Source organism: Streptomyces sp. ITFR-6 (assembly GCF_031844725.1).
Lineage (GTDB): Bacteria > Actinomycetota > Actinomycetes > Streptomycetales > Streptomycetaceae > Streptomyces.
In genome coordinates, this window is the sequence record NZ_CP134612.1 from 1,055,472 (window position 1) to 1,078,913 (window position 23,442).

The window sequence follows — 23,442 nt, forward strand, 5'->3', positions numbered from 1 at the left end:
GATCACCAACCGTCACGAGACGTTACCGAGAAGGGCTCAGTGGGTCGTCCCCACCGACACTGCCTGGCCGTCACAGGTTCGCTCGGCCCACGGCCAGGCGCGCGGGTTCGGCGGGTCCGTTCCGGACCGCCGGCACCGTCGATCCGAGCACGTCCAGGAAGGCCATGCCGCGGGCGCTCATCGCCAAGCCGGGCATCATGGCCACGCCGAGGAAGACGGGAGGCAGGTCTCCGCCGACCCCGACCGTCCGGACCGTCCCACCGTCGAGGGTCGTCGTCGCCTCGGTTCGCTGGTACATCAGCGCGAATCCGGAGCCGGCCGCCACGAGACCGCGCATCGTCTCCACGCTCGCTGCCCCGATCACGCGCGGCAGGGGGACGCCCGCGTTGGCGAACAGCTTCTCGGCGTGGCGGATGTCCTCGGGCGTGTTCAGGGTGACCAGCGGGCGGGCGGCCAGCTCGGCCAGCTCGACCGGTCCGCTCCTGCCCAGGGGATCGCCGTCGGCCAGCACGGCGTGGACGGGCAGCTCGGCCAGAGCGTGGAACCGGGCATCCCCGGCCTGGAAGTCGTACGTGACCGCCAGTTCGCACCGCCCTTCCCTCAGGAGCGCCGCGAGCCGGCCGGCCGGCCCCTCGTGGACGGTCAACCGGATGTCCGCGAAACGCTGCCGCATGAGCCTGTGGACGCCGGGCAGCAGGAACGGGGCGAGTGACGGGAGGAAGCCGACATCGAGCAAGCCGGCGGCGTCCCCCGCCAGGGCGTCGCCCCGCGCCTTGAGACTCCTGGCCAGCCCCAGCAGGTCCCGGGCCTCCCGCAGCAGATGGCGGCCGCTCGGGGTGAGAGAGACCCCCCGGGCGTGATGCCGCAGGAGGAGCTGTACGCCGAGTTGGCGTTCCAGTCTCATCACGGCCGAGGAGACCGTCGACTGCGAGGCGCACAACTGCTCCGCCGCCTCCGATATGTTGCCCGCTTCGGCGGAGACGACGAAGTACCGCAGTTGCGCAAGGCTGAAGCCCAGGCCGTCGCTCATCGCGCGCCTCCGGCCCGGCCCCGCAGGGTGTTCAGCCATCGGTCGACCGTGCGCGCGGTCGCCCCGGCGTGCTCCTCCAGCAGCGAGAAGTGGTCCCCCGCCACGTCGGCCCGCCGGTGCTCCAGGGGCCAGCCGGACCGCGCGTCATCGCCCAGCAGGTCCAGCAGGGGCCCTTCCTGCGCGGCTCCCGCCAGCAGGGTCGGGGTAGTCACCTGCAGCGGGCGCCAGCCGACGAGCAGTTCCCCGTACCAGGCCATCGCCGTCACCTGCTCGTCGGCGAGAGGCAGACGTGGGAACCGGTCGAGCAGCCGCCGCGTGATCACGGTCATGCCCCCGACCATCGCCGCTCCGGTCGTCCGCGGGGTGTCGAGCAGCACCAGCCCGGCGGGGGGCGCGCCGGCCGCCTCCAGTCGGCGCACCACCTCGTGGGCCAGCCAGCCGCCGGAGGAGTAGCCGACGAGCGCGAACTCACCGCCTCCGAACCGTCGGAGCAGCGTGCCGGACAGCTGCTCCGCCGCCGCCTCCAGATCCACGGGCAGCGGCTCCCCGGGACGGTAGCCGGGTATGGAGACCGCCCAGACCTGGCGGCGGCCCCGCAGCGCGCCCGCGAAGTTCACGTACTGGTGGGCGCCGGTGGGGGCGATCAGCGACGGCAGGCAGACGAGGTCGGGTTCCCGTCGGCCGTCCGACAGCCTCAGCAACTCCGGCTCGACGCCCCCTCCGGCCGCGAAGACCGGCCGGAGCCGGGCGGCCATCGACAGCAGGTCACCGGCCTGCTGCGGGGTGCCGGTCTCCAGCACCGTACGGAACAGGGCAGCCACTGAGCGGGGGGAGTCCGCCGACAGCCGCGGGGCGGGCCTGTCCCCCGCAGCCAGCTGCAGACGCGCCACAAGGGCGTCCACGTGCGGGCCGCCGCTCGTGACGAAGTGATCGGCGAGTTCGGCGACGGTCTCGGCGTCGAAGAGCAGCGTGGACGAGACCTCTCCGAGGTCCTCCCGCAGGGCGGTCGTCAACTGGAGCAAGAGGATGGAGTCCATGCCGTAGTCGCTGAGCGGTGTGGAGAGGGCGATCCGGTCCGCCGGAATACCGAGGGTCTCCGCCGCTCGGTCACGGAGGTACCCCGCCAGGGCCTCGGCCCGGCTCACGGGTTCGGTGTCGGAAGGGGCGACCGCTCCCCCGGCGTCCAAGGGTTGTGCAGGGACCTGGACGAAGGCGGGGGCGGGGCTCCGCGGGACGGCGGCCGCGGCAGGCAAGGGTAGGAGGTCCACCGCCACCGAGGCCGCCGGTTCCAAGTCCGCCGGTTGCCTGCGTCCGGGCTTCCGGGCCGCGGGCATGCGGTCGGTCCGCCGGGCCACCGACTGCCGGGAGACACCGTCGCTCTCGGCGGCGATGATCTGCTGCCCGAGCTCCCGTGCTTCCGGCAGTACGGGGACGACCGCCGCGAACCCTTCGCTCTCCAGCACCTTCCGCCAGTTCTCGGGCGAGAGTGCCGGCGAGCCCGGTACGCGCAGGGCGTCGTCCTCGAAGAGCCACCAACCTTCCAGCAGGCCGAACGTGAGGTGGCTGGAGACGTCGAAGGCCGCGAGTTCGTTGAGCAGGAGCCACCCTCCGTCGCGCAGGGCCGCCTTCGCGTTGCGGATCGTGTTCCGGGTGTCGCGCGTCGCGTGCAGCACGTTGGCCGCCACGACCAGGTCGTAGCTCCCGCTCTCCACCCGCTGCTGCCCGGCCAGCGGCTGCTCGGCGTCGAAACGGGCGTAGGAGAGGTACGGCACGTCGGGTCCGTACGCGGTACGGGCGTGGTTCAGGAACGCCTTCGACAGGTCGGTGTAGGTGTAGGTCTCGATGTGTTCCTGGTAGGGGCGCAGCGCGGCGAACATGCCGACGCTGGTTCCGCCCGTGCCCGCTCCGATCTCCAGGATGCGGAGTCGTGCCGAGGGGTCCTGGCGCAGCCGTTCCGCGACGACGGAGACCGCGGCGTCGGCCATGGCGCGGTTGTACAGGTCGGCGACCCGGTTGTCGCGGTAGGTGCCTTCGACGAGTTCGACGGAGCCCCGCGGAAACAGGACGTCGGTTGGCCTGGTCACACCGGTGAGAATGCCGGGCAGGGCCCGGAGCGTGGCGTCCAGCAGGGCGAGTTCGGCCGCCTTGTCGGGGTCGGTGGACCACCGGGCGCGGCACTCGTCCCACTCGCGGACGAGGGCGTCCAGCGACGGGGCCGTGTCCGGCACGATGCGGAGCGCGTGGTCGAGCCAGGTCGCGTACCTCTCCAGGATCTCGGCGCGCCGGCGGAGCCGGTCGATGTCGCCGGGGGACGTGGGAGTTCCGGGGCCGCGCAGCCCGCCGAGCGCTTCCAGATGGCCGCGGACCATCCTCGCCAGGAGTGGATCGCGCTCCTCCGCGCGCCACGCCGCGATCGCACGCATCGCCTCCCAGTCGGCGGGCAGGGACGCGGCCGACGCGACGCGGGCGGGCGCGACACGGGTCCGCGCCCTGGGGTGGACGGTGAGCCGTGTCGTCGGGTCAAGCGCCTCGATGGCGTCGAGGTCCTTCACCTTGATGAAGCTCAACTGGCGCTGGCGGCCACCGAGCAGTGTGTCGAGCGCGTCCATCGCCTCCGGCGCCTCGATCGAGAGGAGGCCCCAGCGTGCCATGTGCTCCTTGTGCCGGTCGGTCGAAGCACTGCCGACGCTCCCCCACCACCCCCAGTTCATCACCTTGACCGGGCACGGCCAGTGCCGGTCGAGGAAGTGTGCGTAGGCGTCGCCGAAGGTGCAGCCCGCCGCGTAGTTGCTCTGGCCCGCCGCGGTCGTGAACGACTGGACGGACGAGAAGAAAAGGGCGAAATCCAGCGCCTCGTCTGCGAAGACCTCAGCCATGGCCACCCCGACGTCGACCTTCGCGGCGAGGCCCGCCCGCAAGGTCGCCTCGTCCATCCGCGCCAGGCTCTGGTCCCGCAGGTCGAGCGCCGCCTGGACGACGCCGTTGATGCGCGAGTGGCGACGCTTGACCTCCTTGTGGGCGAAGCGCAGTGACGCGGGGTCGGCGGCGTCGGCCGACAGGTAACTCACCCGGGCGCCGCCGGCCTCGGCGAGCCGCGCGTCGATCGACGCGTCCCTCGGTCGTCGGCCGATCCAGATCACGTGGGCGTCGTGGTTCCGCACGACATGCCGGGTCCACTCGGTGCCGAGTCCGCCCGCGCCGCCGATCACGACGTAGACACCGCCCTGTCGATACGGGGCGTGCTGTGGGTCGCCGGGCTCGTTCGGCGCCCAGCGACGTGCCAGCCACTGGCCGGCGCGGTGCGCCAGGGGGTCGTCGCCCGTACGGCCGGGGAGAGCCAGGAGGTCGTCGGGCAGCTCGGCGGTGTCGAGGTCGGCCCGGCGGACGGACCAGTTCGCATACTCCTGTGCGAGCGATCCGAAGAAGCCGTGCAGCCCGGCGTGGGCGGGTGCGGTCGGCTCGTCGTCGTACGTGGCCAGGGCGCGTCGCGTGACGAGGGTGATGCGCAGGCCGCGGGCGTCGTGTCCGGTGCGGACGAGGGCCTTGGCCATACGGAAGGCCGCGACGACACCGTCCTCCTGCGCCGCGGTGAAACCGGCGGTGTCGGTCGGCAGGAGCGCCGAGCGGTCATCCGGCGCGGGGCCGGGCGCGATCCAGACGAGGTGGCCGACCGGCCCAGTGGACAGGAGCCGGTCGGCGATCTCGTCGGTCGTGACGCCGGGGGCGAGGCCCCACGTGGTGGCGCCCAGGTGCCGTCCGACCAGTGCGGCCCGCTGTTCGGCCGTGCCTCCCACCACGAACAGGTGATCCGCGGGATCCGGGGCGTGTTCGCCCGGGGTGTATGTGGCCACGGGTTCCCAGACGGGTGCGAACAGGGAGGGCACCGGCTCCTTGAGGCGGCGCGAGGTGTAGCCGGTCATCCGTACGCAGACACGGCCGTGCACGTCGGTGACGTCCACGTCGAGCCGGCTCAGCGCGGTCGCGGGCCCGCCCCCGTCCGCGACGCGGACGACGGCCCGTGCCGAGGACGGGCACGGGGCGAGGAGTTCGAGCCGGTCGAGCGCGAACGGCACCGCAGTCTCCGGGTCGGCGGGTCCGTCGGCGAGGCGCAGCGCGATGGACGCCTGGATGGCGGAGTCCAGCAGCGCCGGGGGAAGGACAGATCCGCCGTCGGCGGGGTCCGTCCCGGCCGGGAGTTCCAGCTCGGCCAGAACGGTCCCGGTGCCGGTGTCGACATACGCCTCACGGATGGCCCGGAGCGACGGCCCGTGGACGATCCCCATCGACGCGAGCGCCTCGCGGACGCGTTCGGCCGACACGGTCGCCGTGCAGGCCGCGCGAAGCGCCGTGAGGTCGACACTGTCGGGGCGAGTCGTGCCGGTGCGGGACAAGCTTCCGGTGGAGAGGAACGCCGGTTCGACGCCCCGGTCCGCCCGCGCGGTGATCTCAAAGGTGAACCGGTCGTCGCCGGCGGGCCTCACCAGGACGTCGACGTCCAACTGTCCTCCTGCGTCGGCGGTGGCCGGCCGTACCCAGGTGATGTCGCGCATCAGCAGGGGGGCCGCGGGATCCGCGCCCCAGAGCCGCACGGCGGTCTCGTGTGCCAGTTTGAGGTGGACGACCCCGGGAAGGACGCGCTGTCCGCGCACCGTGTGGTCGCGCAGGACGGGCTCGGCGCCCGTGAACAGCCTGGAGACGCGCAGCGCGCCGGGAGATTCCGGTGCCTCAGACGTCCGGTGGATCGGCCGACGGCCCGCCGCCGGGCGTTCCCCGCGGACGGCGGGAACGGGCCGGGGCGCGGCGGGCGGCCGACCGGTCCAGTGGCTCTCCCGGGCGAACGGGTAGGTGGGCAGGGAAACCCGCCGGTGGGCTCCGGCCGGGAAGAGGGCACCGTAGTCGAGTGGGGTGCCCCGGACGAAGCACCCGGCGAGGACGGTGAGGTCCGCACGGTAGGCCTCGGCGTCCGCGCGGCGGTTCTCGGCTTCGGCACGATAGGTGTCAGCGCCCGCCCGGACGTCACCTGCTTCCGCACCGTACGTCACCGCGTCCGTTCCGGTGGCGATGAACCGCGAGCAACGCTCCAGGCATGCTTCGCCGCGGCTCATGTCCGCGCCCGGTCGGCCCTCTCCCTCGGGCGCCGACCGGCCAGTGAGCGCCTCGGTTCCGTCGAGCCCTTCGTCGAGGATCCGCAGCAGCGCGGCCCGGTCCTCCGCCACGCAGGCGAACCGGTGGGGGAAACAGTCCCTTCCGGCCGCGAGCGTGTACGCCAGGTCGCCGAGGTCCGGGGCGTCCTCGTGGCGGATGCGCTCGGCCAACCGAGCTACCTGCTGGGCCAGTTGTTCCCGCGAGTGCGCCGAGAGGACGACCATTCGTGTGGTCGCGGGTGTACGGGCTCGGGTCCGCGCGATGTCGGGCGCCTCCTCGATGACGAGGTGGGCGTTGGTGCCGCTCGCGCCGAAGGAACTGACGGCGCCCCGGCGTGGCCCGCCGTCGGACGGAGGCTCCCACACGTGGGCGCTGGTGCTCACGTAGAAGGGGCTGTTGTCGAGGTCGATGGCGCCGACCGGCTTCTCGAAGTGCAGCGAAGCCGGGATCTGCCGGTGCCTCATCGCGAGGAGGACCTTGAAGACCCCCGCGACGCCGGCGGCGAACTGGGTGTGTCCGAGGTTCGACTTGATAGAGCCCAGCGCGCAGAAGCCGGTTCTCTCCGTGTCGGCCCGGAACACCCGGCTGAGCGCCGAGAACTCGATGGGATCACCGAGCGGGGTGCCGGTTCCGTGCGCCTCCAGGAGCTGGATGGACCCGGCGTCAATGCCGCTGGACGCGTGGACGGCACGGAGCAGTGCCTCCTGCGAAACGGAGCTGGGGGCGGTGATGCCGTTGGTCGCACCGTCGTGGTTGCTGCCCGTGGCGCGGATGACGCCGTGGATGTGGTCCCCGTCTGCGATCGCGTCGCCCAGCCGCTTGAGCACGAGGACGCCGACGCCCTCACCTGGGACGAATCCGTCGGCGCGGTGGTCGAAGGTGTGGCAGCGGCCCGTCGGCGAGAGCATCCCGGCCCGCCCGGCCAGCTCGTAGAGGCGGGGAGTGGTCTGGACGAAGACGCCGCCCGCCAGTGCCATGTCCGTCTCGCCCGACCGGAGACCCCGGCAGGCGAGGTCGATCGCGATCAGCGAGCTGGAGCACGCCGTGTCGACCGCCAGCGCGGGGCCCTTCAGGTTGAGGAGGTAGGAGACGCGGGCCGGGATCAGGGACGCCATGTTGCCCCAGAAGGCTTGGGCCGGAGCGTTCTCCCCGACCAGTTCGTGGTAGTCGCCGTTCCAGCAGCCCACGTACACACCACAGCGGACCCCGCTCAGCTCCCGTCCGGCGTGGCCCGCGTCCTCCAGGGCCTTCCACGCCTCTTCCAGGAGCAGTCGCTGCTGGGGGTCCATGAGTGCAGCTTCCACGCCCGAGATCCCGAAGAAGAGCGGGTCGAACCGGTCGATGCCGTCGAGGAAACCGCCCCGCGTGCAGCGTGCCGATCCGTCGGGCCCGGTGGCCGGGAGGTCCCAGCGGGTCGCTTCCGTGATGAGGTCGTCGCCGTTCGCCAGATGGGTCCACAGCTCGTCGAGGGTGTCGGCACCGGCGAACCGTCCGCTCATCCCGACCACGGCGATCGGCTCGGGGCCAGTCGCCGGCCCTTCGGGAACGGAGCCGTCGGCGGTCTCCGGGCGGGCGGGGGTGACGCCGCTCGGCGTCCGGGCCGGGCCGGGGGCCGGGGTCGGGGGGGCCGGGGGGAGGGGGGCGGGGGCCGCCACGGGCCCGTGCTCCGCGAGCAGATGCGCGGCGAGGCGGTCGGCGGAGCTGTGGTCGAAGACGACATCGGTCGAGAGGTCGGTACCCAGCTCCTCGTTGAGCACATGGACGAGACGGACGGCGAGGATGGAGTCGAGTCCGTAGTCGGCGAACGCGAGCCCGCCCTCAATCTCGTCCGGCGACATGACCAGGACGTCCGCGATCTTCGCGCGCACCAGCCGTGCGACACGTTCGCCGGGCGTGGCACCGGCCAGGTCCTCGGGTGACGTCCCAGGTGCGGTGCGCGGAGCGAAGGCGGCGGGATCGTCGGTCGGTGCGCTGGTGGACGCACCCGTGCGGACACCGGTGTTGATCGCCTCCCCGGCCGGCTCCAGGTCCCCGATCCAGAACCGGTCCCTCGCGAACGGGTACGTCGGCAGGGAGATCCGGCGGGGTGGCGGCACCACACCGGGGAGTGCCCGCCAGTCCAGGTCCAGCCCGTCGGCCCAGAGCGCGGCCAGCTTGTCCTGCTTGCCCTCGCGGCCCCACCGTTCGACAAGAAGTTCCCGGAGGTCGTCGTCGGCCCAGATCCCGGCAGCAGCGCCCCGGTCGTTTCCGGCGCTGCCCCGGTACAGTCCCCGCACCGTCATCCCGTCGCCGGTCTCCGCGAACGCGCGCAGCATCCGCCGGAGTTCGGGCAGCGAGTGCACCGTCACCGCCAGGCGCTCCGTCATCGCCTCGCGTCCGGACCGCAGGGTGAACGCGAGATCCGCCAAGCGGACCGTCCGCCCGTGCGCCTCCTCTTGTTCCACGAACGCCACCAGGCGCCCGGCGGCATGCCGCAGCCGCTCCGATGTCCGTGCCGACAGGACGACGAGTTGCTCGCCGTCGTCGTGGGCGCGCTCGGCGGGCGTGGCGTCCGCCACGTACTCCTCGATGATCACGTGCGCGTTCGAGCCGCCGGCCCCGAAGGACGACACCGCCGTGACGCGCGGCCGTGCGGACTCCCAGGGCGCGAGGGTCCGCTGGAGACGGAACGGCGTCTCCTCGAACCTGATGTTGGGGTTCGGTTCCTCGGCGTGCAAGCTGGGGACGAGTGTCCGGTGCCGGAGCTGGAGTACAGCCTTGGTGACGCCGGCGATGCCCGCGGCGGCCTCCAGGTGCCCGATCACCGACTTCACGGAGCCGATAGCGCAGAACTGCCGGTCTCCGGTGAACTTCTCGAAGGCGAGCGAGAGCCCCTTCACCTCGATCGGATCGCCCAGATCCGTACCGGTGCCGTGCGCCTCCACATAGCCGACCTCGCGTGCCGAGATCCCGGCCCGGCTCAGCGCGTCGCCGATCAGGTCCGCCTGGGCGGCCGGGCTGGGCACCGTGTAGCCGTTGGACCGGCCGCCGTGGTTGATGCTCGTCCCCCGGACGACGGCGAGGACCCGGTCCCCGTCCGCCAGAGCACGCGCCAGCGGCTTCAGCAGCACCGCGCCGACGCCCTCACCGGGGACGAAACCGTCGGCGCCACTGCCGAAGCTCCGTACCCGGGACTGGGAGGACAACATGCCGGAACGGCAGAGTTCGACGTAGTCGGAGGGGTGCAGATACAGATTCACGCCACCGGCGATGGCCAGCTCGCAGGAGCCATGGCGCAGGTGCTCGCAGGCTTCGTGGATCGCCGTGAGCGAGGACGAGCACATCGTGTCGATCGTCAGACTGGGGCCCCGGAGGTCCAGGAGGTAAGAGGTGCGGGCGCTGAGCGAGGCGAACGAGAGCGCGGGCGCGATCCGCTCACCGGACGGTAACCTGGCCTCGCCGTGCCGTGCGTGGCCGGACTTGGTCACACCGGCGAAGACACCGACGCGGCGCTGATGGCGACGGGCCAGCTCCTCCCGGGTGTAGCCCGCGTCCTCGATCACTTCCCAGGAGGCCTGGAGGAACAGGCGCTCCTGCGGGTCCATGGCGTAGGCATCGCGCGGCGCGATCCGGAAGAAGTGCGGGTCGAACGCGTCGAAGTTCTCCAGGAATCCCCCCCACTTGCTGTAGCTGCGTCCGGTGGCGACGGCGGTGGCGCGGTCCGGCTCGTAGAAACCCTCCAGCGGCCACCGGTCCCGGGGGATCTCGGTGATGCGGTCGCGTCCGGTCGTGAGGTTCTGCCAGAACTCGTCGGTGTTCTGCGCGCCCGGATACCGTCCGCTCATCCCGATGATCGCGATGGCGTCGTCCTGGGCGGGCGCATCGGGCGGTCCGGCCGCGGGCCGAGGAGCTTCGGCGATCTCGGGATCCGAGGAGGTCTCCTCGCCGGTCCGGTTCCGCGGGCCCGTAAGGTGCTCGGCGACGGCGCGCAGGGTGGGGGCTTCGTAGAAGAGCGTCGTCGAGGTCTCCCCGAACACGGTGTGCAGCTCCCTGTTGAGCTGGACGACCATGACCGAGTCGAGGGCCAGCTCGTCGAGCGGCCGATCCGGGTCGATGGCGTGCGGCGGCAGCTTCGTGACCTGCGCGAAGATCCCGAGGACCGACCGGAGCGTCTCCCGGTCCGGGGCCACAGCGTCGACCGTGTCCGGCACGGAGACCGGTGTGGGTGCCGCCGTCGGTACGGGCGTGGTCTCCTTCGGCTCGCCGTGGTGCACCCAGATCTGGTCCTCGCCCGCCTCACCGAGGCGCCAGGCGCCCAGAAGGGCGTCGAGCCCCGTGTCCGACTCCATGGGAACGAGAGCGCGGTGACGCCGGAGGTACGCGCGGGTCGCGTCGTCGACCGTCATCCCGCCGTCCTTCCAGAGCGGCCACGCGATCGAGACCGTGCGGCCCGATCGCTCTCCCGCCGCGACGCGTACGTTGCGGCGGGAGGCGAACGCCCCGAGGTGGGCGTTGGCCGTGGCGTAGTCGGACTGGCCGGGATTGCCCGTGACGGCAGCGCCGGATGAGAAGAGGAGGAAGGATTCGAGCGGCAGGTCCGCCGTGGCCCGGTCCAGGTGGACCGCGCCGTCGACCTTCGGGGCCAGGACCAGCTCCCATTCCTCGGGGCTCTTGTCCTTGACGTACGCGTCGTGGATCACGCCCGCGGCGTGGATGACGCCGTGGATCGCGCCGCTCCGCTCCCGCACCTCCGCGACGAGATGACGTACCTCCTCCCAGCGGGAGACGTCCGCGACGGCGTACCGGGCCTCCGCTCCCGCCGCCCGAAGTTCGGCGAGGAGCCGGTCGGTTCGGAGGCTTGGTGCGGACCGGCCGACGAGGACGAGCCCCGAGCGGGCGGTGTCCCGTGCGATCCGGCGGGCGACGATGGCGCCGATGCCGCCGGCGCCGCCGGTGATCAGGTACGTGCCTCCCGAACGCCAGGGCGTACCGGCGCCGGTGGCCGTGCCGGGTGCCCAGGTCCGGACATGGCGTTCGGCGCCCCGGTGGAGAACGAGGACGTCGTCGGCGTGCCGTGCGTTCTCCAGGACCGCGCCCGCGATCCGGTCCCGGTCGCTCGCCCCGTCGAGGACGAGGATCTGCCCTGAGACGCGCGGGTTCTCCAGTGCCGTCGTGCGCAGGAGCGCGGAGAGGGCCGGACCGGTCTCCTCGTCCTCGGTGGCCGATGTCACCACCTGCACCAGCGTGGTCCCTTCAGACGCCTCCCCGGCGAGCGTCCGGACGAGCTCGAAGACCTGTCGTGAGAGGTCGGTGAAGCGGGTCTCCGGGCGCTGTCTGGCCGTCGTGACGGCGTGGCAGCGCACTCCCGGCAGCAGTCGCTCGACGTCGTCCAGCAGGGATGCGGGTGTTCCGCACAGGATGACCGCGTGATGCCGGAACGAGGAGCCGCCGGCAGGACCCGGGGCCCCGGCGGCGGACTTCGGCGTCCACCGGGGCACGAACAGCGTCGTCGCGGAGGCGGGAACGAGCCCGGGTTCCCGCGCGGGCTCGGAGGCGGAGGGACGCCCCTGGCCGCGGGCGTAGGCGGGCATGGGTGCCTGTTCGGAGGCGGACGCTACCGCGCTCCCAGGAATCCAGTACCGTTCGCGTGCGAAGGGATAAGCCGGGAGGTGCACGCGCCTCGGCGTTCCGGCACCGTCGGGCCCGTACAGCTGTCGCCACTCGACCTCGCCCCCGCCGCACCAGCGGGCGATCAACTCGGTGAGGCCTTCCGGATCCTGGCCGGGACCCGCATCCGTTCCGTCCCCCGGGTCGCTGATGAACTCCCTGAGCCGGGAGATGAGTGCGTCGCGGGAGGAGACGACCCAGCCGGCACGTTCGGCCATGGCCTCCCGTCCGGTCTGGAGCGTCCACGCGATCGAACGGAGTGAATCGGTGTGCCGGGTGTCCTCCAGGTGTGCGAGCAGATCCCGCGCCCGCTCGCGCAGTTCCCGCTCCGTACGCGCCGAGAGGGGCACGGCGACGCGGCGGCCCTCGGGGACGTCCAGGTCCCGTGCCGAAGTCGCTCCCTGGTCCTCGTCCGGGTACTCCTCCAGGACGACGTGGCAGTTCGTACCGCCGAAGCCGAAGCTGCTGACCCCCGCCCGCCGGGGAACGGGTGCACCGTGCCGGTCGCTCTCCCGCTTCCAGGGCTCGCTCTCGCGCACGATGCGGAACGGGCCGCCGTCGAGTTGTATGTACGGGTTGATCTCGTCGCAGTTGCGGGAGGGCGGCAGGGTGGCGTGCTTCATCGCGAGGACCGTCTTGAGCAGACCCGCGATGCCCGCGGCGGCTTCCAGATGGCCGATGCTGGCCTTCACGGAGCCGAGTGCGCAGGTTCCTCCGCCGTCGCTCCCCAACCGCCGGAAGGCGTTCCGGAGCGCCTGCACCTCTACGGGGTCGCCCAGGGCCGTGCCGGTGCCATGGGCCTCCAGATAGCCGATGGTGCGGGGGTCGATGCCGTCCATCGCCCGCACCACGAGGTCCGCCTGGGCGGCCCCGTTCGGCGCAGTGAGGGAGTTCGCCCGCCCGCCGTGGTTCTCGGCGCTCCCCAGGACGACGGCGAGGATCGCGTCTCCGTCACGCTCGGCGTCGGCGAGCGGCTTCAGTACGACTGCGCCGACGCCCTCGCCGCGTACGTAGCCGTTCGCGTCGCTCGCGAACGTCTTGCACCGCCCGTCCGGGCTCAGCATGCCGGCCCGTGCTGCGCTGACGAACGTGTCGACGCTGAGGAGGAGGTTCACCCCGCCCGCTATCGCGGCGTCGCACACCCCGGAACGGAGGGCTTCGACGGCCCGGTGGACGGCGACGAGCGAGCTGGAGCAGGCCGTGTCGACCGGCTCGCTCGGACCGTGGATGTCGAGGACGTACGAGATCCGGTTGGCGAGCATGGAGTGGGCGTTGCCCGTGGAGGTGAAGGCGTCCGGCGGGGTGCCGTGGGCGGCGAGCAGCGTGGCGTAGTCGGTGCCCGAGACGCCGAAGAACAGCCCGGTGCTCTCCGGCAGGCCCGCGGGGGCGTAGCCGCTGTTCTCCACCGCGTTCCACACGGTCTGAAGCGCCAGCCGGTGCTGGGGGTCCATCAGTTCGGCCTCGCGCGGCAGGATACGGAAGAAGGCCGCGTCGAAGGCGTCCACCGCGTCGAGGACGCCCGCGTGGCGCGGGAAGTCGGACGCCTCCACGATCCGCGCGTAGTTCGTGTCGTACCGGTCGGCGGGGTACGCCGTCACGTGGTCGGTCCCGGCGGCCAGGTTGGCCCAGTACGCGTCCAGGTCGGGGGCGCCGGGGAAACGACCCGCGGCTCCGATGACGGCGATCGGAAAGGCGGCGTTCGCGGCGGCCGGGCGTGGGGCGGCGGGTCGCGGGGCGGCGTCGGGGACCCCGTCCTTCTGCCGGGCGGCCCGGTGCCCGGCTTCCGGGGTGGGCCGCGGTGGGGTCCCGGGGGTCCGGGCGGAGGTCTCGGTGAGGTCCGGGGTCCCGGTCGACCGCCCGTACGCGGTGCGCAGGGCGGCTGGGTGTTCGGCGACGAGGTGTTCCCCCAGCGACGCAAAGGTGCTGCGGTCGAAGAAGACCGCGGGGGTCAACTCGATGCCGAACCGCTCACTCGCCTGCTGCGCCAGGGCGACGAGCGAGATCGAGTCGAAGCCGAAGGCGTCGAAGCCGGTGCGCGCGTCGAGTTCGTCGGGGTCGAACTTGAGGATGCCGGACGCCAGGACACGGAGTTCGTCGACCGCGAAGGCCAGGAGTCCCTCGCCCTCCACGGACTCCCCAGGTATCCCGTCGAGCTCCCCTCCGCTCCGGCCGCCAGCGTCTGATCCGGTCGCGCCCGCTGTGCATGCGTTCACCGACGGACCCTCCCTCGGTCCTTCGTCGTCGCCGCACCACAGGCCGGCGAGTACGCCGACCACGTCGCCGTTCCGGTCCAGCAACCCGACCGAGCCTCCGATCCCCTCCCCTTGCGCGATCACGTCGAAGACGGCGTACGCCACGGAGGCCCGGCCGCCCGCCCCGTCCGCGAAGAGCCGGATCTCGTCGATCCGGTGCGGTGCGCTCCGCGCCCACCGGGGGTCGCCCGTCCGCTTCGCCTCAAACTGCAGGCCTTGCGCCACTGCGGAGAGCACCTGCGGAGCGAGCGTGACATGGGGCTTCACATGGTCACGCTGGAGCTCGGGCGCGCCGAGCCGTAGTGCGAGGCGTCCGTCCCGCAGGCGGAAAACGCCCTTGACACCCGCGAGTTCGGGCGCGTATCCGACTCCGCCCTCGGCCAGTTCGGCGAGGAAACCGGCCGGGGAGAGCGATTCGGCCAGGTCCGGCGCGAGGGCTCCGGGAAGCAGGCCGACGAACGGCTCGGCATGGGGGTGCGCGGACGGCCGCATCACGCCGCCCTCGTCCGCCCGCAGGTCGAACTCCGCCACGGCGGTCCGTCGCCCCGACACGTCCTCGGTGTGCACGGCTCCCGCCGCCGTCATCCCCCCGGAGGTGTCCAGGACCGTCACCAGGCGCGTCGCGGCCGCCCAGTCGACCGGGCCGAGGAGACGAAGACCGCGCACGACCGATCCGTCGGAGAAACCGGAGACCTTCGCGGCCGCGATCGCGAGGTCGACGGCGAAGGTGGGGACGATGCTGCGGGTCCTGGCCTTCCGCTCGCCCTGGGTGCGGCCGTAGTCCAGGAGATCGTCCAGGTGCACGTCGAGGACGTACTGCAGCCCGGTGGCGTCCGACGCGTTCCTGCCGAGGAATGGGTGGAGCTTCTCGCGCAGGGCGAGCGGCGCGGTCACGGACGGCGCGCCGTCCTCCCGGGCGACCCAGCACCGTACGCGCTCGAAGGGGTACGCGGGGAGGGAGACGCGGCGGGGCCTGGGCGCGTCCTGTGCGTCGGCCCGCTCCCAGTCGACGCTCTTGCCATGCACCCAGGTGGTCGCGAGGTCGCGCAGGTCCGCGACACGGGCGCCGCCGCCCGCGAGCGCGGCGGCGAGGTCTCGATCACCCGCCAGTCGGCGGTCGACGGCGGCCAGCGCCTCGTCCGGGGTCCGTGCCAGGAACGCCCACCGGTGCGGGAGTTCGTTCTTTCCGACGCGCAGGGTGTGGGCGACCGACGCAAGGTCCGGCGCCGCCGAACGGCCGAGGAAGGCACGGAATCGGGTGAGGTAAGCCAACAGCGCGGCGTCGTTCATGGCGGAGAAGACGAGGAGTTCCTCGCGACCACCGGGTACGCCACCGGGCGCGCCGCCGTTCTGCCGCGGGTACTCCTCCAGGATCATGTGGGAGTTCATCCCGCCCGCGCCGATCGAGGTGATCCCGGCGCGGCGCGGATGGGTGACCTCGCGCCCGTCGACGGTGGTCACCGCCGGCTTCCAGGCGGTGAGTTCCTGCTGCACCCGGAAGGGAGTGCGGGAGAAGTCGATGTCCGGGTTGATCACCGAGCTGTGCAGCGAGGGGACCAGCTGTTCCCGCTGGAACTGGAGGATGACCTTGGCGAGGCCGATCATTCCGGCGGCGTGCAGCAGGTGGCCCATGTTGGACTTCACCGAGCCGATCGCGCAGAACCCGGTCTCCGGGGTGTACTTCTGGTAGGCGGTGGTCAGCGCCTTGACCTCGATCGGGTCACCCAGGGACGTCCCCGATCCATGCGCCTCCACGTAGCTGATGGTCCGCGGGTCGACCCCCGCGTCGTCAATCGCCTTCTCGATCGCACGCGCCTGCATCCGGGGGCTGGGGACGGTGAACCCGTTGCGCACGCCGGCGTTGGCGAGGGCGGTTCCCTTGATGACGGCGTACACGTGGTCTCCGTCGCGCTCGGCCTCGACGAGCGGCTTGAGGACCAGGGCGCCGACGCCCTCCCCGAGGATCGTCCCGTCCGCCCCCAGACCGAAGCTCCGGATCACGTCCGAGGTCGCCGTCGTGAAGTGCTCCTGCGACGAGCTGATGAGGTTGTACGGGTGCAGCAGCAGGTTCACCCCGCCCGCGACCACCATCGGGCACTCGCGCGCCCGGAGCATCTGCACGGCCTGGTGGACACAGGTGGAGGACCCCGAGCACATGGTGTCCACGAAGAGCGAGGGCCCGGTGAAGCCGTAGAAGTACGACAACATGTTGGGCAGCGTCCCCGTGTAGCTGCCGCTGGCCGGGGACCCCCGCGTGAGGCCGTTCTCGAAGCCGTAGAGGCCGTAGTGGTTGCTCATGGAACCGGCGAGGACACCGACGTCCCCGTCGTACTTCCGGCGGATCGTCTCGCGTGAGTAGCCCGCGTCCTCCAGCGCCTCGACCCCCGTCTGCAGGAACAGCCGGACCTCGGGCGACATGTTCTCGGCCTCGCGCTTGGAGATACGGAAGTAGCGGGGGTCGAACGTGTCGATGTCCTGGAGGAACGTTCCGGTGCGGATGGAACTCTTGCCGAGGACACTGCGGTCGCGGCTGTAGATCGCGTCGTGGTCCCAGCGTTCGCGCGGCACCTCGGAGAACTGGTGGCGGCCCTCTTGGAGTACCGACCAGAGTTCGTCCATGGTGCCGGCGCCGGGGTAGCTGCCGGAGACGCCGATGATCGCGATGTCGTGGTAGTCGTGGCGCCCGCCCGGGGCCTTTTGCCGCACCGGGGCGGACGCGGAGGCCGCCTCCGCGGCCGGAAGGCCGGCTGTGGCCGGGGCAACTGTCGTGTCCACGGGGCGGCCCGGGGCCGTGGCGTCGGCAGCTTCCTCGACGGCGGTTCGGTGCGGGGCTTCGGCGCCGACGACCGTTCGCAGCACCCCGGCGTGTTCCGCCACGAAGTACCCGGCGACGCCCGCGATGTCGGTGTGCTCGAAGAAGATCGTCTTGGGGAGCGGGCCGAAGAGTTCTTCAAGCGCCACGGTCGTATCGAGGATGGCGAGCGAGTCGATACCGTACTCGATGAGGTCGACCGTCTCCTCCAGCGTCCCGGGATCACGGTGGAGCGCCTCGCCCACGACCCGGCGCAGCAACACCGTCGCACGTTCCGTCAGCTCTTCGTCGGTGACGGCGGAAGCCTCATCGGCGCTGGCCTTGCCCACGGGGGCGGCGACCGGCGCTTCAGTGGGTGTCGGAGCCGCCGTGAGCGTCGCGGCAGAGCCGTGCGCCACCACGACGTGCGGAGGTGCGTCGCCCAGGACGCGGCCCAGGAGCCTCAGGCCATCCTCGGTGGGGAGGGGCTCCCAGCCCCGGTCCCGTCGCATCATCCTCAACGTGACGGCGTCCACGGACATCCCGCCGTCTGCCCACAGCGGCCAGCTCACCGCGCGGGTCCTGCCGGTCCGCTCGCCGATGTCGACGAGCGCCTGGCGGTGGTGGGCGAAGGCGTCCAGGAAGGCGTTGGCCGCCGCGTAGTCCGACTGGCCCGCGTTGCCGAACACCCCGGCCACCGAGGAGAAGGCGACGAAGAAGTCGAGCGTGAGGCCGCGCGAGGCGGCATCGAGGTGGAGGACCCCGTCGACCTTCGGTGCCAGCACCGTCCGCAGCTCGGAGGCGTCCTTGGTGAAGACGTACGCGTCGCGGAGGACGCCCGCCGCGTGCACGATGCCGTCGATGGTTCCGTGGGCCTCGGTGATGGCGCGGACCGCTCGGTCCACGTCGGTGCGCGACCCCACGTCGACGGGGACGTGGTGGGCATCGACTCCCGCGTCCCGCAGTTCCCGCAAGGCGGCCTCGCTGCCGGCTCCCTGCGCCGACCGGCCGCTCAGGACGACGGTGACCCCGGCGTACCTGCCGAAATAGCGGGCGACATGCCGTCCGAGCCCGCCGAGGCCGCCCGTGATCCAGTAGACCCCGCCCTCCTTCAGCGGCGGTACCTCGGCCCCGGCGCCCAGATCCAGTTCCCCCGGCCGTGACGCGTGGCGTGTGCCGTCCGCGCCGAGCCTGATCTCGCAGTCGGCCGACCGCTCCGCGGCCTCCACCCGGAGGGTCGCGGCGATCCGATCCGGCGGCGCGGTGTCGAGTTCCGCGACGCGCACGACCCGGCCCGAGACGCGCGGGTTCTCCAGGGCGACAGTGCGGAACAGGCCGGTGAGGGCAGCGTGGTAGTGCCGGGGCAGCCGGTCGTCCACGAACACGACGAATCGCTGCGGCCCTCCGGGCTTCGACCGCACGACGTCCGCGACGTCCCGGAAGACATGGTCCAGCGCGGCCCCTACACCGTCGGCGACCTGGCCGGGTTCGACGTCGGGCAGCCGTGCGACGGTGAATCCGGTGAGTTCCGCCACGGCTTCGGTGTGCCGGGCGGCACGTCCGCCGAGGTACCCCCGTACGACAGGAGCGGGACCGGTCTCGTCCTCGGCCGCGGCGGGGGGAGCCGACAACCAGGAGACGGCGGCGGTCACGGTGTTCCCACCCGTCTCCGGGCCGGGTCCGGGGACCGCCCCGGCCGGTTCCGTCCGCTGGACCAGTCCGCGCAAACTGACGCTTATGGTGCCCTTCCCGTCGCAGAGGTCGATGTCGAACATGTCGAGCGCGCCGCGGCCCTCGCGCCGTCGGACCCATGCCCAGGTCTCGGGCGCACAGGGACCGTAGACCGTGAGTTCCTCGAACGCGAAGGGCAGCACCGGAACCAACCGGCCGCCGTCCGCCGACGGCGAGGTATCCGCCAGGAGGACGACCGAAGCCTGGAAGGCCGCGTCCAGCACGCTCGGCGGAAGGGCACATCCGGTGTCCCCGGACCCACCCGCGTCGGGATCGACGATGCGCGCAACCAGTTCTCTCTCCCCCAGCCGCAGTTCCCTCAGCCCCCGCATGGCCGGACCGTAGTCGAGCCCCCGGTCGCAGAACTCCGCGTAGACCTCCGCGTGCCCGCGCTCGCGGGGGCAGGCCGCCAGCAGTGTGGCGAGATCGAGCCGGTCTGCCTCAACCGCACCGGCGGTCTCGGCCAGACCCGAGCTGTGCACGGTGCCGGGGGCCGGTCCCGTGGATATCTCGAAGGCGAACGCGCCGCCGTCCCTCGGGGTGAGCCCCATCCGGACCTCGGTCGGCGCGCCCCGCACGACCAGCGGGCGCGACCACCCCATGGAGCGGAGCCGGACTGCCGGTGGCACCCCGGTGTCCCGCCCGGTCGCCACACGGGCCACCGCTGCACGGACCATCTCCACCTGTGCCGCCGCCGGCAGCACGGGCGTGCCGCGCACCTGGTGCGCTGCGAGGAACGGCTCCTCCCCGGTGAAGATCGAGGTGAAGCCCCGTCCGTCGGAGCCGGGGACAACGGCGTGGAGGAGGGGGTGCGGCACCGCGGTACGGGACCCTCCTCCTGACTGCGCCGCACCCCTCCGTGCCCTCTCCGTACGGTTCGCCCTCGTCCGTGCCGGCTCTGTACTCACCGGCTCGGTTCGCCCTGAAGACCTCTCCGTACGCTGTGTCTCCGCGAGCGTCCCGTCCGCCGCCGCTCTCCCCGCCTCGTCGTCCTTCGGCGGAACCCTGAACCAGTGGCGCTCACGGGCGAACGGATACCCGGGGAGACGCACGCGGCGCGCGTGTGCCGTGGGACCTCGCTCCCCGAGCCGCTCAGCCCAGTCCACCGTCTCGCCTCCTGCCCAGAGCGTCCCGGTCGCCCTCAGCTCGGCGGCGGCCGCGTCGGCGCGCACCGCCGCGCCCAGATGGACCTCGCCACCGGCCAGCTCATCGTCCGCGAATCCAGCCAGCAGGCTCGTGAGTTCGTCACGGTCCCCGACGATGAACGCGACCCGCGCCCGCATTGGGTCACGGCCGGTCCGGAGCGTGTGCGCGATGTCGGCGAGTGCCTGTGCGGGCTGCTCCCGCAGATGGGAGAGCAGGGTGCGCGCGACCACGCGCAGCCGTTCCGGTGTCCTCGCCGAGAGGGGTACGAGATGCGGCCCCGGCGAGTCCGTCCGGCGCGGCTCGTCGGCGGAATACTCCTCCAGCACGATGTGTGCGTTCGTGCCGCCGAACCCGAAGGAACTCACCCCGGCCCGGCGTGGCGGGACTCCGCCGTCCGGTCCTGCGGGCGGCGCCTCCCAGGGCCGGGTATCCCGCACGACGTGGAACGGACTGTCGTCGAAGCTGATGAGTCGGTTCTGCTTCCGGAAGTTGACGGTGGCGGGCAGCGCCCGGTGTGCCAGGGAAACGATCACCTTGGCGATCCCCGCGATCCCGGCGGCCCCTTCCAGATGTCCGATGTTGGTCTTGACCGACCCGATCCCGCAGCTCGACGGCTGGGCGACGGTCCCCTGCGCCGCGTGCAGGTTCCGGAAGGCGGTCTTGAGGGCCATGACCTCGATCGGATCTCCGACGGGCGTCCCCGGACCGTGCGCCTCGATGTAGCTGACCGTCTCCGGGCGGATTCCGGCGCGAGTGTAGAGCCCTTCGATGAGGTTCGCCTGCGCGGTCGGGCTGGTGACGGTCAGGGAGGTGGTCCGGCCGCCGTGGTTCGTAGCGACCCCCTTGATGACCGCGTGGACGGGATCACCGTCCGCGACGGCCGACGCCAGGGGTTTTAGCAAGAGCACCGCTCCACCCTCGCCGCGTACGTAGCCGTCGGCACTCTGATCGAAGGCGCTCGCACGGCCGGTCCGCGACAGCATGCTCGCCTGGCTGAAGGCGACGAAGTGCTTGGGCGACCAGATCAGGTTGACCCCGCCCGCCAGGGCGAGGCCGCACTCTCCGTGGCTCAGTGCGCGGACCGCTTCGTACACCGCCACCAGCGAACTCGAACAGGCAGTGTCGTTGGTGATACTCGGGCCCTGGAGGTCCAACTGGTACGAGATGCGGTTTGCGATGATCGAGTAGGCCGTACCGGTGGGAAAGTAGGCGTCCGTCCTCACCCCTTCGCGCTCCATCATCTCCGCGTAGTCCGCGTGGCAGACACCCATGAAGACGCCGGTTGCCGTACCGGCGACGTCGCCCACCGCGTATCCCGCGTTCTCCACGGCCCGCCAGGCGAGTTCGAGCGCCATCCGCTGCTGCGGGTCCATGCTCTCGGCCTCACGCGGCGAGATGGCGAAGAAGTCGGCGTCGAAACGGTCAGCGTGCTCGACGAAGCCGCCCCAGACGCTGTTGGTCCGTTGCGCCCCCCGCCGGGGATCCCCGAAGTACTTCTCCTTGGACCAACGCTCGGGCGGGACCTCGGAGATGAGGGAGCGGCCCGCGAGAAGGTGTTCGCCGAACTCCTCCAGCGTCTCGGCACCGGGAAAGCGCAGGGCGATGCCGATGATCGCGACATCGTCCGCTGCGGGAGCCTGTACGTCCGTGCTCATCGCGGGCCTCCCGCCCCGGGTCCGTGGCCGGCCGGCCTCGGCCCCGGGAGAGTCCGGAGATCGACGATCGTGTCCACCTTCAGCTCCGCTTCCGGACGAGTGTCCCCGTCCCGCATCCGTCCGCCGACGAACTGCTCGTGGAGAACGGCGGTCGACAACAGGAAGACGAAGGCCTGGTCCTCCTTCGTACTGATCCCCTCACTAGGGGTGGCCATGATCTTCGCCACGAGCTTCCTCGCGAACACGGGGTCGATGCCGTCGATCCTCCTCAGCTCCGTGTCCGAGAGGACCAGGTCCAAGTAGTCGGGCTGCTGATCCTTGAAGACGGCAGCTCCGGGGGCGCGGTACGGCTGTTTGCGACGGGCGAGGCTCGACTCCGGCAGTCGGTCCCGGAATGCCTCCTTGAGGAGGACCTTTTCCTCGGAGCCGTCGTCGAATCGCAGATTGACCGAGGCCGCCGCACGCACCACCGCGGGATCGAGGAAGGGGCAGCGGTTCTCGACGCCATGGGCGAGGCTCATGCGCTCCCCCTGGGTGGAGAGGAGATAGCCAGGCAGCAGGGTCTTGAACTCGAGCCACTGGGCCTTCTGCACGGGACTCAGCGCGGCGTATCCGGGGGTCGACGCCGTCAGGGCCAGCATCTCCGCGAACGGATCCCCGCGTTCCTTCAGCAGCCGTGCGGCAAATCGGCCGTTCTGGTAACGGAGTTCGTGCGAGAAGAGGCCCGGGAGCCGTTCGACGGCGAACTGCTCGAACAGGCCCTTCAGCCGGGCCCGGTTCGCGGGGCCGAAGTGGCTCAGCTCCGGGTGGAGGCCGCCGATCCGGGCCATACGTTCGTCGTCGGAGAGGTCGTGCCACGCGGCGCGCAGCAGGGTTTCGCGGAAGAGCGAATAGCCGAGGAACGCCTCGTCGGCGCCCTCGCCGCTGAGGATCACCTTGATGCCTGCGTCGCTCACATGGCGGGAGAGCAGGTACATGGGCACGAACGCGGTACGAAACGCCGGGACTTCGGCGTGGTACACGGCGGACGGAAAGCTCGCGGCGATGTCGGCGCCGCCGACGGCGATGGACGAGTGCAGCGTACCGAGGTGCGAGGCGACGACCTGCTGGCTGCCCGATTCGTCGAAGGCCGCCTCGTCGAACTCGACGGAGAAGGTGCGGACCTCGTGGGAGGAGAGTTCGGTCGCCAGCGCGGTGACGATGGAGGAGTCGAGACCGCCGCTCAGGTAGACGCCGACCTCCACGTCGCTCCGCAGCCGCATCTCGACGCTTTCGCGAAGGGTGTTACGGACGAATGAGATCGCTTCCCCGGCGGAACCGGTGAACGGTTCAACATCGATTTCCAGTTCGGCGTACGTGGTCAGGTCCAGGGTTCCGCCACGCACGGTCAGGCAGCTTCCCATGGGCAGTTGTCGGATGTGCCTGAAAGGGGTCCGGTCGGGCAACGGGGTCCACACCGCGAAAGCGGAGGCGAGTTCACCGGGATCCAGTTCGAAACGGAATCCGGGGAATGCCTGGAACGCCTTCATCTCCGAGGCGAAGAGGAATTTCTCACTCCGGCCCTCGCAGGACTCGTAACCGCTGTAGAAGAGCGGGCGCTTGCCGTACCTGTCCCGGGCCAGGAAGAGGTCTCCGGACACCGCGTCCCGGATGGCGAACGCGAACGCGCCGTTAAAGCGCGGCAGGCAGGCGGCTCCCCACTGGGCCCACGCCTGGAGGACAACTTCGGTGTCCGATCGTGTGCGGAAGCGCCGGCCGAGCGATCGCAGCTCCTGGCGTAGTTCGATGTGGTTGTACAACTCGCCGTTGAAACAGATCCAGTAGCGGTCCGACGGATCCGCCATGGGCTGTGCGCCCATGGAGAGGTCGATGACCGACAGTCGGACCATGCCCATGGCCACGCCGTCGTCCAGGTAGTAGCCCGCCTCGTCCGGGCCGCGGTGCCGTATGAGCGACAGCATCGAGGCCATCACCTCGGGCGTGGACCCGGCGTCGACCGAGGGCGAGACGAAGCCTGCGATTCCGCACATGCGGGATCTCCTTCCT

3 protein-coding genes are annotated in these 23,442 nt (G+C 71.6%); all 3 read right to left on the bottom strand.

The genetic code is table 11. From position 1 onward, the window contains the following. Positions 1 to 70 precede the first annotated feature (70 nt). Genes RLT59_RS04620 through asnB form a run of 3 tightly spaced genes read right to left on the bottom strand, consistent with a single transcriptional unit; the run spans position 71 to position 23,426 of the window. Entirely contained in the window at positions 71 to 1,030 is a 960-nt protein-coding gene (locus RLT59_RS04620; protein WP_311302184.1) for a LysR family transcriptional regulator, read from the bottom strand. Continuing rightward, positions 1,027 to 21,396: an SDR family NAD(P)-dependent oxidoreductase gene (locus RLT59_RS04625; RefSeq protein ID WP_311302185.1), complete on the bottom strand. Its 20,370-nt coding sequence runs from the start codon at positions 21,394 to 21,396 to the stop codon at positions 1,027 to 1,029. Before RLT59_RS04625 ends, RLT59_RS04620 begins: the two co-directional genes overlap by 4 nt. Then, entirely contained in the window at positions 21,393 to 23,426 is a 2,034-nt protein-coding gene (asnB, locus tag RLT59_RS04630) for an asparagine synthase (glutamine-hydrolyzing) (RefSeq protein ID WP_311302186.1), read from the bottom strand. The genes RLT59_RS04625 and asnB overlap by 4 nt, the downstream gene beginning before the upstream one ends. Positions 23,427 to 23,442: the final 16 nt, after the last annotated feature.

Bases quoted from the DNA above. Each gene is read 5' to 3' on its own strand.
- RLT59_RS04620 (WP_311302184.1), bottom strand. From the start codon at position 1,030: ATGAGCGACGGCCTGGGCTTCAGCCTTGCGCAACTGCGGTACTTCGTC.
- RLT59_RS04625 (WP_311302185.1), bottom strand. From the start codon at position 21,396: ATGAGCACGGACGTACAGGCTCCCGCAGCGGACGATGTCGCGATCATC.
- asnB (WP_311302186.1), bottom strand. From the start codon at position 23,426: ATGTGCGGAATCGCAGGCTTCGTCTCGCCCTCGGTCGACGCCGGGTCC.